Source organism: Flavobacterium sp. KBS0721, assembly GCF_002007065.3.
GTDB lineage: Bacteria > Bacteroidota > Bacteroidia > Flavobacteriales > Flavobacteriaceae > Flavobacterium > Flavobacterium piscis.
In genome coordinates this window covers 4,117,539-4,131,339 of record NZ_CP042170.1, presented here as the reverse complement: position 1 = coordinate 4,131,339, position 13,801 = coordinate 4,117,539, and the positions used below count along the sequence as shown (strand labels likewise).

Below are 13,801 nucleotides of genomic sequence, written 5' to 3'. Positions count from 1 at the left end.
TCTAAGAGATTTATAAGTAAGTAAGGAAAATCATTCTCATCTTTTTAATCTGTGGCAGAAACTTATTATTTAGTGAGCTAATTTATCTGCGTACATTTTTTTTAGTTGCTTTACTTTCGGGTCAATTACAATCTGGCAATAGCGCGCATCCTGATTGTTATTATAATAATTTTGATGGTCTTCTTCGGCTTCGTAAAATACCTTAAATGGTATTAATTCAGTTACAATTGGATCTTCGTAAAAAGGTTTAACTTCTTTAAAAACTTCTTCTGCAATTGCTTTTTGTCTTTCATCATGATATAAAACTACAGAACGGTATCGAGTCCCAACATCTGCGCCCTGACGATTTACAGTTGTGGGATCGTGACTTGTCATAAATATAAGTATCAAATCATGATATGAAATTATGTCAGGATCAAATGTTACTTGTATGACTTCGGCGTGACCTGTTCTTTCGGTACAAACTTCCCGATATGGAGGATTCTTGATAAAACCTCCCGAAAATCCTGATTTTAATGATTCTATTCCGTTTAAACGCTGAATTACAGCTTCAATACACCAAAAGCATCCACCACCAAAAGTAGCTAACGATAAATTTTTCATTAAAGTATTGTTTAGTTTTACTTTACCTATTAATCCGATAGAATATTATGATAAATTATTAAAAAAACAATGTTTTACTTAAAGATACTAAACGGTAATGGAATGTTTGAAGTTTACAATTGATAAATTCTCAATTTTATAAAAAAGCAATATATTTGCAATCTAACTCACGCACACTAATGGATAGCAAAAATAATACCATCACTTTAGAAACCTATTTTCAGGATTTTAGAAAACATATTGTTGGAATTAATCAGGAATTTACTTCTCCGTATGGCAAAAAAAAGATCATTTATACCGATTGGACTGCCAGCGGGAGGTTATACCGCCCAATTGAGGAGCAGCTTTTGAATGATTTTGGCCCGTTTGTGGCGAATACACATACAGAAACTACTGTGTCAGGTACTGCCATGACAAAAGCGTATCATCATGCCAGAAACATTATTAAGCGTCATACGAATGCCAGTAAAGATGATGTTTTAATTACTGACGGAACGGGAATGACTGGTGTTGTGAATAAATTTCAGCGTATTTTAGGGCTTAAAGTTCCTGAGAATCTAAAGGATTTTATTACTGTTCCGGCAGAAAAAAGACCAATTGTTTTTATTTCGCATATGGAGCATCATTCTAATCAAACATCATGGTTAGAAACAATTGCTGATGTAGAAATTATCCTGTCTTGCGAAAAGGGACTTTTTTGTTTGGATAATTTGGCTTTACTATTAGAAAAATATGCTGACAGAACGATCAAAATAGCTTCGATAACGTCGTGTTCGAACGTTACGGGTTTAAAAACGCCTTTTCATGAAGCGGCAAAATTAATGCACCAGCATCATGGTGTTTGTTTTGTAGATTTCGCTTGCTCTGGTCCTTATGTAGCAATCGACATGCATCCTGAAGATCCTGAAGCCTATCTTGATGCGATTTTCTTTTCGCCACATAAATTCTTAGGAGGTCCCGGAACTTCGGGTGTTTTGATTTTTAATAAAAAATTATACAATAATATGATTCCTGATTGTCCTGGCGGAGGAACTGTAAGCTGGACAAATCCTTGGGGAGAACATAAATATATTGACAATATCGAGGATCGCGAAGATGGCGGAACTCCTGGTTTTTTACAAGTTATAAAAACCGCACTGGCTATTGAGTTAAAAGAGGAAATGGGAATTGAAAACATTCTGCAACGTGAACATGAAATTGTAGATTTTGTTTTTAATGAATTAAATCCAATTTCTAATATTAAGATTCTGGCTGGACAACACCAAAATCGTTTGGGTGTAATTTCGTTTTTTATTGATGATCTTCATTTTAATTTAGGCGTAAAATTGCTAAATGATAAATTTGGGATTCAGACCAGGGGAGGTTGCAGCTGTGCCGGAACTTACGGACATTTTCTTTTGCATGTAGATCAGGAAACTTCGAATAAACTGGTAAATGAAATTACGATTGGTGACTTGATCAAAAAACCGGGATGGATTAGAATGTCGATTCACCCCACTACAACTGATGAAGAAATTGCTTTTGTTTGTGAAAGTATCAGGGATTTAGCCGAGAACCACAAAAATTGGGCTTTGGATTATTCTTATAATAAAAACACAAATGAGTTTGTTCATAAAAATGCGAATTCTTTTGAGGATGAATTGGTTGCCGGATGGTTTAAATCTTAAAAATTTAAAATGTAACCGCAAAGAGCGCTAAGATTTTTTCGCAAAGTTCGCAAAGCTGGTCAATACAAAGCTTTGCGAACTTTGCGTTTTTATAAAACTGCTTTGATAAAAAACTTTGCGTGCTTTGCGGTAAAATTATGCCTCGCGGTTAAAAAACAATTTCGGTTGCAAACTATTTTTTGTTTCTTATGAATGATAAATTTCTCGCTTAGCCCCGATAGAGCCGGTATCCTTTGAGAGGAACGAACAAAGATAAAGGTGAAAGCGGGACAGAAAGTCTTAAGAAAACTGATGTGTTTGCTCCTGAAAATTCTACTACATAATTAGGCGCACTCCGCCAAGATCCGAAACGCGGTACGAAAACTTATTTCCGGGAGAACCTATGAACATGAAGTTTTTAGGGATTTTCCACTTTTTGGATAATTCGTCGATGATTTCTGGACCAAACACACCTTGTATTTCAAGATATTCCAGGTCAATTTCATCGTAAGCGCGATCCAGAACTTCAAGATCTTTTATTAAAGCTTCGTTTCTTGAAGTATTGTTTGTTACATAAACAATCTTTAGTTTATTGGTGGTTTCATTTCCCTGAACGTATTGCAGGACTTTGTTGAGAATGGCAATGTCGTCGCCTTTGGTAAAAAAGACAAATTCCTGCGAATTGATTTCGACACTCATTCGTTGTAAATAACGATTGCTGAGAATTACCATTTTTCGTAAAGGCTGATAGAAATACTCTAAAGCTTCGATTAGTAATCGAATTAAGATGACGCGGTTTAGCATGATTCCGATAAAAATCAGTGACGGAACCATGTATTTTAAAAAGGTATAAAAGGAGTTGATGTTGAGCTTCATGTTTCCTATGAAAGCGGCAATGATAAACGAAACTGCCAGCACGACTGCAATTCCGCGTGCACGCTCAGGTCTTGGTAATTTTTTACGTTTGAATTTGAGTAATAAATTTCCGATTCCGAATAATGCCATGACGGCGAGAAACGAAAAAGTATAAACTCCGGCCAAAGATTCTAAATGGCCGCTTGTAGCAAAAAGTACCGAAATGCATAAAACCAAAAAACTGATTACAATTCTATAATGCGAACCTCTTGCATTTTGTTTTAAAAAATAATTAGGAAGAATTCTGTCTAAGGTCATTCGGTTTAATAATCCGGAAACTCCAACAAATGAAGTTAACACTGCTCCGCACAAAACTAAAACAGCATCGATAGAAATAAGCCACGCGAGCCATGATCCTCCGGTGGTTTGTCCTAAATGAGCGAGAAGTGATTCTTTGTTTGCGCCGACTTCGGTTAATGGTATAATACTGATTAACAGTATCGCAATTACAGGATTGAAGAAACTTACGATTGCCCACATATTTCTAAGCGTTTTTGGAAAAACGCCTGGTTCTTGCTCTTCGACAAAATTGGCAGAACTTTCGAAACCCGAAATACCAAGCATGGCTGCCGAAAAACCCAGAAATAAGGCTGTTTTAATATTTCCGTACGCTATGGGAGTTGCCCAATTGATATGAAAAATTTCAAAACCATTGTTTAAGACAAACCATAACGAAGCTAAGACAAGTAGGGTTAAAGTAGCTAAATGTGTGATAAAAATAATCACGGCCACGAATGCCGATTCGCCGATTCCTAAAATAGCAAGTCCTGTAAATAAAATGAGAACGACAATTGTTGCAATAGTTACATTTAAACTTTCGAAGATTCCGTGTAAATAATGCATGCCTTCTGATGCTGAAATTACTGCTGTCGCCATATACGACAAAACGGTTAATGTCGCAGCGAGTGAAGCCAATCGTTTGGTTGATGTATTTAATAGGACATTGTAAGCTCCACCGTTTAAGGGGATTGCACCAACAACTTCTCCATAAATTTTTCTGAACAAATACAAAACCACTGCAACTATTAATAATGAAATCCAGGCGTATTGACCTGCATACAAAATAGTTAATGCTGAAACGTATAAACAAGAGGAACTAATATCGTTTCCACAAATTGCCGTTGCCTGTAATTGATTTAGTTTTTTGTGTACAAGTTCTTTCATAGTTATTCCCCATTAACGATTAACTCAACAAAAAGTAGTAAAAAACAAGCAAATATTAAATGAAGGCAGATAGTAAATACTAAAAATATATTTTAGCTGATTTTGAATTTATAATTTCTGGAAATTATTTAGATTCCTGAAACTTTTTGAGTGACAATAAGGCCTGGTCCTGAATTTTCTTCTGAAAAAAACCTGTCCATCCTAATAAATATCCCATTGGACCAAAAGCTTGTTTCGACCATTTCCAAACATCAAAACTATCTGTATGTTTGATAATTAATCCGTCCTGAAAAGCAAATTCGGCAGTAACTGTATTGATTACTTTTCTATTTGTTTTACTAAAATTATAAGCAGCAACCCATTTTGCTGAACCTGAAGAATCATCGGCTTTTATATCTGAAAATTCTATTTTGATATTGCCTTTGCTTTTTAAAATAAGCATTTCCCACATTTTAGTCACCTGATCTTCTTTTAGTAAGCCAAAAGCAGGATCAATAAAATGAATTTTAGGATGGTAACATTCACTCATTGTTTTCGCATCGGCGTTCGCAAAAGCAGTATAAAATTTGGTAATTAATGCTTCGTTAGGATTCATAGGGTATTATATTAGAGTATAAATATAAATAAATTATTAGATTAAATAATTTATTTATAGAGTAGTAATTGCTGCGGCAGTATCAAATGATTTTTTAGATTTATCAAATGCTGTCGAAAAATAGGTCATTTTATTTGATGCTGTAAAATATCCGGTTTGATCGCCAAAGGCGTTAGAGTTTCCGGTAACTATAAAGCGTACTCCTTTAATGTCATTTTTTTTAAGTTTGATCATTTCGGCCGGAGTAAAATAATAATATGAAGATGTTGTCCCTTCAGTACTTTCGTTTACTTTTTTGTCAACGCAGGGAATAACATCCCCGTTTGCTAAATCAACATATAAACCACCAGAAATTCTGGTTTTATCATTTGCTGTTTTAATGGTTATTTTTAAAATGCCTCCTTTTTCTGTTTTTGCAATCTGAACATTTGCTTCGCCTGTGTAAACATATTTTTCGCAAATGAAAGTATAATTTTCTGTTGCAGGATAAGGTTTAGAGCCTTTTACACTCATTGTTTCCTGAGCATTTGCAAATGTTGAAATTAGCAGTACTAAAAAAAAAGGCAGTTTTAAATTCATAATTTTATTTTATTGTTCAGTTATTTTAGAATCAAATTTTTCATCCCAATCCATTGATTTAATGGCAGAAACCAAATTTTCTTCATTCACAAAAACGCGCAATTCTTTATTGGCGACTTTTTTTGTGTATAAGGCGTGATAGCGGTACACTACTTCTTGTTTTGTCTTGTAAACGCCATCTAATTTTAAATCTATAAAACTTCCGTAATATTGTCTGAACCTCTGACATGTTTTGGTTAAACGCTCTTCGGTTGTGTTTTGCCTCACCGAAGCAGTTACTTCTGTTTCATTAAAAGGTTTAAACTTTGATGTATTACAGGTTTCTAAAACCCGTTTTCCTAATTCGTACGCTTTTTGTTGCTGATTGGCATTAACCTCTGCACCAGAAATTTTCTTAATTTTTAAATCTTCGGTATCTCTGCTAACGGTTTTCGATTTACACCCAATTAACAGCAACAAACATATAATCAATCCTGCTTTCTTCATAACTATTTAAGTAATTTTTAATAATAAGTTGGGATCAGGACAATTTTCAATATAAAAATTCAAATCATTTGTATTGCAAACTCCGGGATAATCACCGTTGTACTCTTCGATATCATTTATGATCTGAAAATGTACATGAGGTGCATAATCGCCATTAACACTTGAATTTCCAAGAGTTGCAATTTTTTGACCTTTATTAAAAAATGTCCCAACACTAAGGTTTTCTATACTTTCTAACGATAAATGTCCGTATAAAGTATAAAATTTTTCATTTTCGATAATGTGCTCTAAAATAATTGTTGGACCGTAATCACCCAAACCAATATTGTTTTTAAAGCTGTGTACTTTTCCGCTAAGCGGTGCCAAAACTGCCGTATCAGCTTTTGTCCATAAATCAAGCCCAATATGAATATTGCGCTCAGGAATAGAATCGTTTTTAAAAATCGTACTTCGTTTGTATAAGGTACGACCTTCTATGTAACCTCCAAATGCGACTTCTGCATTATTTTTTTCCAGATAATTAGAAATAAATGTTTCAAATTCAGAAGCATTTTCAGGCTTCATTTCCATTAATTCATGATTCGTAACAGATAAATCTAACGGAATATATTTTGAAAGATGTATACTAGAATCAATCACTTTAGTAGGTGGCAAGGCTTTTAAAATGGAGGCAAGAGGTTTCATAAAATTTAAATTTAAACAACTTTTTCAATAATTATTAACTCATTATGTACTTCAATGCGGGGCAGCATTTTCGAAGTAAACGATTCGGTATTTATTTCTGAAATATATTTTTTGTTGCGAACATTATGGGCTTCATCTAAAATCATGGTATTGAAAAGAACAAAACCTTTATTTTTTAAAAGAGAGCAAATTCGTCCGCTAAAAAAACTTTCAAATAAGAAATTTGGCATTTTGATATCTTCAAAAATATCTATAATGATGAGATCATATTTGTTTTTTGTTTTTAAAACAAATTCAAACGCATCATCAATTACAATTTCCAATTGCTTTATTTGATCAAGGTTGAAATACTGATTGGCGATCTGAATAATTTCAGAATCTATTTCTACACCTGTAATCTTACCTTTATATTCAATTTCATCTACCAGTGTTTTGATGACGCTCCCGCCGGCAACTCCCAATAAAAGAATGTGATCCATTTTACGAATCGTATTGTAACCTATGTTTCTAAGACCGTATCTTAAGATACGCTGCAAACTTCCGTACGAATAATTGGTGTTCTCAGAATCCAGAACCAACTCTCCATTTGCCCACGTAACCTCGATAATTTTACTTCTTTCTGATTTTTTCTTGAATATTTTTATTGGAATGATATAACTGAATAATTTTCGAATCATTTTTAAATGCTTTTACTCAAATTTACCACTTTAAATCTTTTATTTTGCAAGAAAAATAAACTTTGATGAAAAAACAGTTGTATAAATTCATCTTTTTTAAGCTAATGGGCTGGAAAATAGTGGGAATTGAAAATGCAGAAGTGAAAAAATGTGTGATGATGGTGATGCCACATACAAGCAATCATGATTTTTATTTGGGAATATTTACCCGTGGAATCTCCGGTTTAGAGATGAATTGGGTTGGGAAAAAAGAATTATTCAAATTTCCTTTTGGATATTATTTTAGAAGCGTAGGAGGAGAACCTCTGGATCGCAGCGGCGGATTGAACAAAGTAGATTCGATTGCAGCGATTTTTGACAGAAAAGATGTTTTTCGTTTGGCTGTAGCACCCGAAGGAACCCGTAAAAAAGTAAAAGAAATTAAAACAGGATTCTATTATATTGCACTTAAGGCAAATGTACCTATTGTTCCTGTTACTTTTGATTGGGGTAAAAAAGAGGTTAGTTTTGCAAAACCATTTTTACCAACCGGAAATTACGAAGCTGATCTTTTGATTTTGAAAAAGCATTATGAAGGAGTTGTAGGCAGAATTCCGGAAAACGGTTTTCAGTTATAAAATTTCATTCTTTTTTAAACAACGTGAGAATCGCTTAAACGTAAAATATTTTTATTTTTTTTGCAATATGCGATTTTTCGAATTATGGATTGTATGCCTTGAAAGTTCCGTTTTTATAAAAAATAACAATTTTCTCAATTTCACTTTCTTCAGAAATTAAATTTTGATTTTTAGTTTCTGAAGCAATTTTCATTTCTGTTTTTCCAGCTTCATAATTAATCTCAGAAAACAAATCTCCAGGAGTTAACTTTTCATTTGAAGAAATAGGAGCAGGAGTTTTTGTTGTTTCTAAAATTTCCTCATTGTTTTTTGGAAAACTTCCCGTGCCACTTAAAATCCAGTAGAGATCGACTTCAGGAAAAACTTCCGTAATTTTCATTACAAAATCCAAGCTTGGTTTGTTTCTGCCTGAAAGTAGGTGAGACATACTTGAACGCTGTACACCAATTTTATCCGCAAAAGAAGACGCATTTAAAGCATAATACTCCAGTATAATTTCGAGGCGTTTTACAAAATCATCTATGTTTACCATTGTAAATTTTCATTTTTAAAACCATTGTTTACAAATGTAACTAAAAGAATTTGATAAAGCAATTTTACAGTTGTAAATTACAGTAGAAAGTGGATTTAATAGTAATTAAAGCTTTAGATAATGATTATTAAATGACTAATATGCAATCTATTATTTTTTAATAATTAAAGTTATAACATTTGTCAACTCCCGTATACACTAATTGGTTAAAATAGATTAAAATCTTGTTTACAATTATAAATTATACTTATTTTTCAATGTTTACAAATGTAAAAATAAAGATGTTTACTTTTGTAAACTAATCAAAAGACAATGAATTTAGAAGAATTATTTAGCCACTACAAAGAGAAAACAATAGAAGGTCGTTATCTGACATTAGATCATATTAAACCATTACTAGATAAATTAAATACAAATAATCAAGTACAAATAATTGGAAGATCAGTTTTAGACGAACCTATATATAGTTACCAAATTGGGACCGGAGCAACCCGCATTTACCTTTGGTCACAAATGCACGGAAATGAAAGCACTACAACAAAAGCCTTGTTTGACTTTATCAATGTTTTAAACAGCGGATCTGAGATTGCAGAGAAAATGCTTAATACGTTTACCTTTTACTGTATTCCTATTTTAAATCCGGATGGTGCACGACTTTATACAAGAGAAAATGCTAATAAAATTGACTTAAACAGAGATTCTCAAAACCTTACTCAGCCAGAAAGCAAGGTTTTACGAGATGTTTTCGAGCGTTTTAAACCTCATTATTGCTTTAACATGCATGATCAGCGCACTATATTTGGTGCAGGAGATACAGGAAAACCTGCAACTGTTTCATTTTTAGCACCTTCTTATAATGAAGAAAGAGAAGTGAATGAGAATCGCTTAAAAGCAATTAATGTTATTGCGGGAATTAATGATGTACTGCAAGAGTATATTCCGGGACAGGTTGGCCGCTTTGATGATTCGTTTAATATCAATTGTATAGGAGATACATTTCAGTTTTTGGGAGCGCCAACTATTTTATTCGAAGCAGGTCATTTTCCTCATGATTACGAACGAGAAATTACCCGAAAGTTCTTATTTTTCTCACTTTTTTCAAGTTTTAAAATCATTAGCGAAAACGATTTAGTTGATAATAGAATTAATGATTATTTGAATATTTCACAAAATAAAGTGGTTTTTTATGATTTTATGTATAAAAATATCAAAATAAATTATGATGGTATCGAAATTATTACGAATTTTGTCGCACAATACAAAGAAGAATTGATTGAAAATAAGATTCATTTTAACGCTTACATAGTTGAAGCGGGCGAATTGGAAAATTATTTTGGACATTACGAATATGATGCTGAAGGAGCAGTTTATTCCGATGACTTTAGTAATTTTCCGAAATCAAATCAAAAAGCAGATTTTTATTTAAATAAAAATGTTAAATTTGTTAACGGATTGATAAAAAGTTAATTTTTATGTGAATTTGTTGTTTTTTATATATATTTTTATACTTTGTAATAGCAATTAGTAATATTAATTAAAGAATTATGAGTAAATTTCGTTTAGATGAAGTAGATCACCAGATTTTAGATATGTTAATAGACAATACGAGAGTTCCGTTTACTGACATTGCAAAAAAACTATTGATATCTGCTGGTACAGTGCATGTTAGGGTTAAGAAAATGGAAGACGCAGGAATAATAATGGGTTCTTCATTGGCTTTAGATTACGATAAATTAGGATATTCATTTATTGCATATGTAGGTGTGTTCCTAAACAATACGTCTCAAACTAAATTTGTATTAGAGCGAATCAATCAAATTCCGTTCGTAACAGTGGCTTCTGTAACGACAGGAAAATTCAATATCTTTTGCAAAATTAGAGCAAAAGATACTAAGCACGCAAAAGAAGTTATCTTCATGATCGATGATATCGATGGTGTTTACAGAACAGAAACTATGATCTCATTAGAAGAAAGTATCAACGATAAGAAGCGTTTGATGCATACTATTTTTAAAAATATGTAATTTTTTCTCTTGAATGCTATATTAAAATATAACCTCAAGTTTATTCTTGAGGTTTTTTTATGACTAATTAACCACCAACTACAATAGATTATGTACACGTTACCTAAAATAGAACGTTTTAATCAAGATGTTCTTTCAAAATACCACATTTATAATAGTGTATTTATAACATTGCCTTTTGATTCTATAGACAATACGGGTGCTTTACTTCCTTTGTTTACAGAGACATGCGAAACGGGATTTAAAAAACAAGAAACTCCAAAAGAAATATTCGATTTTTTCTCTAATCGCTATTTAAACAATGCAACTGAAAAAGATAATATCGATTTAATGTTTCGATTTATTCAATACACAGAGCGACAAATTGTATTATTTGACGCTATTGAAGATGCTGCTTTCCCGGAAGTTAACAATATGGAAGGCCGCGGATCTTTGCGTGATATTAAAGAAAAATCAGATGCTAAGGAGAAAGATGACGAATTGATTGAATTTTTAGAAAATTTTAATGTCAGAACAGTTCTAACAGCGCATCCAACTCAATTTTATCCTGGACCTGTTTTAGGAATTATTAATGACTTAACAGAAGCAATTCGTTTAAATGATTTATTAAAAATTAAAGAATTACTGGCGCAGTTAGGAAAAACTCCTTTTATACAGAACGAAAAACCAAATCCTTATGATGAAGCGGTTAGTTTGATCTGGTATTTAGAGAATGTTTTTTATGCTACTTCCGGAGAAATTGTTCATTATTTGCAAAAGAATATCCTTCAGGGAAATGCTATTCAGAATCAATTAATAAAACTTGGTTTTTGGCCAGGAGGAGATCGTGACGGAAATCCATTTGTTACTACAGAGATTACTCTAAAAGTTGCTGAACGTTTACGTACTTCGATATTAAAATGTTATTACATCGAAATGAGGAATTTAAAACGCAAGTTAACTTTCTCAGGAGTAGACACTTTAGTGGCCGAACTTGAATATAAACTTTATCGTTCTGTTTTTTATTCTAAAGGTGAAATTTATATAACTTTAGAGGAATTACTAACACAATTAAACCTTATTCGTGATATTATTATCGAAAAACATCAGTCACTTTATTTAGATGATCTTGAAGCATTTTTGGTAAAAATTAATCTTTTCGGTTTCCATTTTGCAAGTTTGGATATTCGTCAGAATAGTAAAATTCATGATGCAGTATTTAAAGATGTAGTAAACCATTATTTGAATTCTGGTTCTTCAATATTTCCCTCCAATTATTTCGAATTATCTGAAGATGAAAAATTAGTTGTTTTATCTAAAGTTAAAGGGGAATTAAACCCTGCTGATTTTGAAAATGAAATTACGAGATCTACTTTAGAATCTGTTCAGGCTATCAAAACCATTCAGAAAGCAAATGGTGAGTTTGGGGCGAATCGTTATATTATTAGTAATAACGAAAGTGCACTAAATGTGATGGAAACTTTTGCCATGATTCGTTTGAACAATTGGGAAAATCCAACTGTGGACATTATTCCACTTTTTGAATCTGTTGATGATTTGCAAAATGCACATCATATTATGGAGCAATTGTATACGAATCCTGAATATTCAAAACATTTGCTGGAAAGAGGAAATAAGCAAACCATTATGTTAGGTTTCTCTGACGGTACTAAAGATGGCGGTTACTTAATGGCCAACTGGAGTATTTATCAGGCTAAAATTGCTTTAACCGAAATATCAAGGAAATATGGCATCAAAGCGATTTTCTTTGACGGACGCGGAGGACCTCCGGCTCGTGGTGGAGGAAAAACACATAAATTCTATGCTTCTTTAGGACCAAAGATAGAAAATAACGAAATTCAGATTACGGTTCAGGGACAAACAATTAGTTCTAATTTTGGAACTATGGATTCTTGCCGTTATAATATTGAAAATTTATTGACTGCCGGTGTTACCAATCAGGTATTTAGTAAAGAGAAAAACGAGTTAAGCGCAGACGAAACTCAGATTTTAACACAATTGGCTGATTTAGGTTACGAGAAATATTTAAGTTTTAAAAACCATCCAAAATTCATCCCGTATTTAGAGAAAATGAGTACGTTAAAGTATTACTCTAAAACAAATATTGGAAGCCGTCCTTCTAAAAGAAGTAAGTCTGAATCATTAGACTTTGCAGATTTAAGAGCGATTCCTTTCGTAGGTTCATGGAGTCAATTGAAGCAAAATGTACCTGGATTTTTTGGTGTAGGTTCTGCCTTAAAACATTTTGAAGAATCAGGACAATGGGATAAAGTTCACGATTTGTACCACAATTCTTTATTCTTTAAAACATTGCTGGAAAACAGTATGATGTCATTGGCTAAATCATTTTTACCATTAACAGCTTACATGAGAAACGATCCTGAATTTGGTGAATTCTGGCAAATTATTTATGATGAGTTTCAGGAAACAAAACGTTTATTACTTAAAATTGCGGGACATAAAACACTTATGGAAAATTATCCTGATGGTATAGCGTCAATTCAGGTAAGAGAACGTATTGTGTTACCACTGTTGACTATACAGCAATATGCTTTGTTAAGAATTAATGAATTGAATAAAGAAAATGAGGTTGATGAAGAGTTGATAAAAGTATACGAAAAAATTGTTACCAGATCACTTTTCGGAAATACTAATGCGAGCAGAAACTCAGCATAATTTTGATTTAATAATTACAAAAAATTGTAACATGAATTCAAATCATTTGTTAGAAACAGAATATTCAGGTCCTTTTGCTAATTACGTTCGAGAAGCTGGACAAATTAACCTGATCGAAGAATTAGAAATTTCGCTTCATGATTTTATCCGTTTTGTTCAAAATATTCCATTGGATAAATTTGATTATCGCTATGCTGAAGGTAAATGGACCATCAAAGACATTATTCAGCATTTGATAGATTGTGAGCGTATTTTTGGATATCGCGCTTTGCGTTTTTCAAGAAATGATAAAACAGCTTTGCCTGGATTTGAAGAAAATGATTATGTAGATAATACTAATGCAAACGAAAGAAGCATTCAGGAATTACTAACTGAATTTTCAGCAGTAAGACATTCAACCTTATTGTTTTACAAAAGCTTATCTGAAGAACAACTTAAACGAATTGGAACTGCTTCAACGCATCAGATTTCAGCTCGGGCTTTAGGATATGTAATTATCGGTCATCAAAAACATCATCAAAATGTTTTCGAAGAGAGGTATTTGTAAGTTTGCTTTTTTAATATAAAAAAAATCCTGTGAAGAATGTTTCACAGGATTTTTTG

General features: G+C 32.6%; 14 protein-coding genes. 6 read left to right on the top strand and 8 right to left on the bottom strand.

What is annotated here, in order from left to right:
• Window positions 1-69: 69 nt before the first annotated feature.
• Complete coding sequence (gene msrA, locus B0M43_RS17790; protein ID WP_078007066.1) at window positions 70-603, bottom strand: peptide-methionine (S)-S-oxide reductase MsrA; 534 nt, start codon at window positions 601-603, stop codon at window positions 70-72.
• A 179-nt stretch (window positions 604-782) separates the two neighbouring features.
• On the opposite strand from msrA, the gene B0M43_RS17785 reads away from it, so the two are divergent.
• A complete protein-coding gene (locus B0M43_RS17785; RefSeq protein WP_078007067.1) occupies window positions 783-2,270 on the top strand; it encodes an aminotransferase class V-fold PLP-dependent enzyme in 1,488 nt (495 codons plus the stop codon).
• Between the two features lie 315 nt (window positions 2,271-2,585).
• Here B0M43_RS17785 and B0M43_RS17780 read toward each other — a convergent pair whose 3' ends face one another.
• The 6 genes from B0M43_RS17780 to B0M43_RS17755 form a co-directional block, all read right to left on the bottom strand.
• Window positions 2,586-4,328: an APC family permease gene (locus tag B0M43_RS17780; protein WP_078007068.1), complete on the bottom strand. Its 1,743-nt coding sequence runs from the start codon at window positions 4,326-4,328 to the stop codon at window positions 2,586-2,588.
• A gap of 124 nt (window positions 4,329-4,452) precedes the next feature.
• On the bottom strand, window positions 4,453-4,923 hold the full coding sequence (locus B0M43_RS17775; RefSeq protein ID WP_065450212.1) for a nuclear transport factor 2 family protein: 471 nt from the start codon (window positions 4,921-4,923) through the stop codon (window positions 4,453-4,455).
• Window positions 4,924-4,977: 54 nt separating this feature from the next.
• Complete coding sequence (locus tag B0M43_RS17770) at window positions 4,978-5,502, bottom strand: hypothetical protein (RefSeq protein ID WP_065450211.1); 525 nt, start codon at window positions 5,500-5,502, stop codon at window positions 4,978-4,980.
• Window positions 5,503-5,511: 9 nt separating this feature from the next.
• Complete coding sequence (locus tag B0M43_RS17765) at window positions 5,512-5,988, bottom strand: hypothetical protein (RefSeq protein ID WP_065450210.1); 477 nt, start codon at window positions 5,986-5,988, stop codon at window positions 5,512-5,514.
• 6 nt (window positions 5,989-5,994) lie between these two features.
• Window positions 5,995-6,672 carry a peptidoglycan DD-metalloendopeptidase family protein gene (locus B0M43_RS17760; RefSeq protein WP_065450209.1) on the bottom strand — a complete coding sequence of 226 codons (678 nt, stop codon included), beginning with the start codon at window positions 6,670-6,672 and terminating at the stop codon, window positions 5,995-5,997.
• 11 nt (window positions 6,673-6,683) lie between these two features.
• Complete coding sequence (locus B0M43_RS17755; protein ID WP_078007069.1) at window positions 6,684-7,349, bottom strand: spermidine synthase; 666 nt, start codon at window positions 7,347-7,349, stop codon at window positions 6,684-6,686.
• Window positions 7,350-7,414: 65 nt separating this feature from the next.
• Here B0M43_RS17755 and B0M43_RS17750 point away from each other — a divergent pair, with 65 nt between their 5' ends.
• Window positions 7,415-7,966: a 1-acyl-sn-glycerol-3-phosphate acyltransferase gene (locus B0M43_RS17750; RefSeq protein ID WP_078007070.1), complete on the top strand. Its 552-nt coding sequence runs from the start codon at window positions 7,415-7,417 to the stop codon at window positions 7,964-7,966.
• 82 nt (window positions 7,967-8,048) lie between these two features.
• Here B0M43_RS17750 and B0M43_RS17745 read toward each other — a convergent pair whose 3' ends face one another.
• Window positions 8,049-8,498: a helix-turn-helix domain-containing protein gene (locus B0M43_RS17745; RefSeq protein WP_078007071.1), complete on the bottom strand. Its 450-nt coding sequence runs from the start codon at window positions 8,496-8,498 to the stop codon at window positions 8,049-8,051.
• 312 nt (window positions 8,499-8,810) lie between these two features.
• On the opposite strand from B0M43_RS17745, the gene B0M43_RS17740 reads away from it, so the two are divergent.
• From B0M43_RS17740 to B0M43_RS17725, 4 genes are all read left to right on the top strand, one after another.
• The gene (locus B0M43_RS17740) at window positions 8,811-9,965 is read left to right on the top strand and encodes a M14 metallopeptidase family protein (protein WP_078007072.1); all 1,155 of its coding nucleotides are present in this window, start codon (window positions 8,811-8,813) and stop codon (window positions 9,963-9,965) included.
• Window positions 9,966-10,042: 77 nt separating this feature from the next.
• Window positions 10,043-10,522: an Lrp/AsnC family transcriptional regulator gene (locus B0M43_RS17735; RefSeq protein WP_008468989.1), complete on the top strand. Its 480-nt coding sequence runs from the start codon at window positions 10,043-10,045 to the stop codon at window positions 10,520-10,522.
• Window positions 10,523-10,612: 90 nt separating this feature from the next.
• Window positions 10,613-13,198, top strand: a complete 2,586-nt coding sequence (locus B0M43_RS17730; RefSeq protein ID WP_078007073.1) for a phosphoenolpyruvate carboxylase — start codon at window positions 10,613-10,615, stop codon at window positions 13,196-13,198.
• 31 nt (window positions 13,199-13,229) lie between these two features.
• Window positions 13,230-13,745 carry a DinB family protein gene (locus tag B0M43_RS17725; RefSeq protein WP_078007579.1) on the top strand — a complete coding sequence of 172 codons (516 nt, stop codon included), beginning with the start codon at window positions 13,230-13,232 and terminating at the stop codon, window positions 13,743-13,745.
• The last annotated feature ends 56 nt before the right edge of the window (window positions 13,746-13,801 follow it).

Bases quoted from the DNA above. Each gene is read 5' to 3' on its own strand.
- msrA (WP_078007066.1), bottom strand. From the start codon at position 603: ATGAAAAATTTATCGTTAGCTACTTTTGGTGGTGGATGCTTTTGGTGT.
- B0M43_RS17785 (WP_078007067.1), top strand. From the start codon at position 783: ATGGATAGCAAAAATAATACCATCACTTTAGAAACCTATTTTCAGGAT.
- B0M43_RS17780 (WP_078007068.1), bottom strand. From the start codon at position 4,328: ATGAAAGAACTTGTACACAAAAAACTAAATCAATTACAGGCAACGGCA.
- B0M43_RS17775 (WP_065450212.1), bottom strand. From the start codon at position 4,923: ATGAATCCTAACGAAGCATTAATTACCAAATTTTATACTGCTTTTGCG.
- B0M43_RS17770 (WP_065450211.1), bottom strand. From the start codon at position 5,502: ATGAATTTAAAACTGCCTTTTTTTTTAGTACTGCTAATTTCAACATTT.
- B0M43_RS17765 (WP_065450210.1), bottom strand. From the start codon at position 5,988: ATGAAGAAAGCAGGATTGATTATATGTTTGTTGCTGTTAATTGGGTGT.
- B0M43_RS17760 (WP_065450209.1), bottom strand. From the start codon at position 6,672: ATGAAACCTCTTGCCTCCATTTTAAAAGCCTTGCCACCTACTAAAGTG.
- B0M43_RS17755 (WP_078007069.1), bottom strand. From the start codon at position 7,349: ATGATTCGAAAATTATTCAGTTATATCATTCCAATAAAAATATTCAAG.
- B0M43_RS17750 (WP_078007070.1), top strand. From the start codon at position 7,415: ATGAAAAAACAGTTGTATAAATTCATCTTTTTTAAGCTAATGGGCTGG.
- B0M43_RS17745 (WP_078007071.1), bottom strand. From the start codon at position 8,498: ATGGTAAACATAGATGATTTTGTAAAACGCCTCGAAATTATACTGGAG.
- B0M43_RS17740 (WP_078007072.1), top strand. From the start codon at position 8,811: ATGAATTTAGAAGAATTATTTAGCCACTACAAAGAGAAAACAATAGAA.
- B0M43_RS17735 (WP_008468989.1), top strand. From the start codon at position 10,043: ATGAGTAAATTTCGTTTAGATGAAGTAGATCACCAGATTTTAGATATG.
- B0M43_RS17730 (WP_078007073.1), top strand. From the start codon at position 10,613: ATGTACACGTTACCTAAAATAGAACGTTTTAATCAAGATGTTCTTTCA.
- B0M43_RS17725 (WP_078007579.1), top strand. From the start codon at position 13,230: ATGAATTCAAATCATTTGTTAGAAACAGAATATTCAGGTCCTTTTGCT.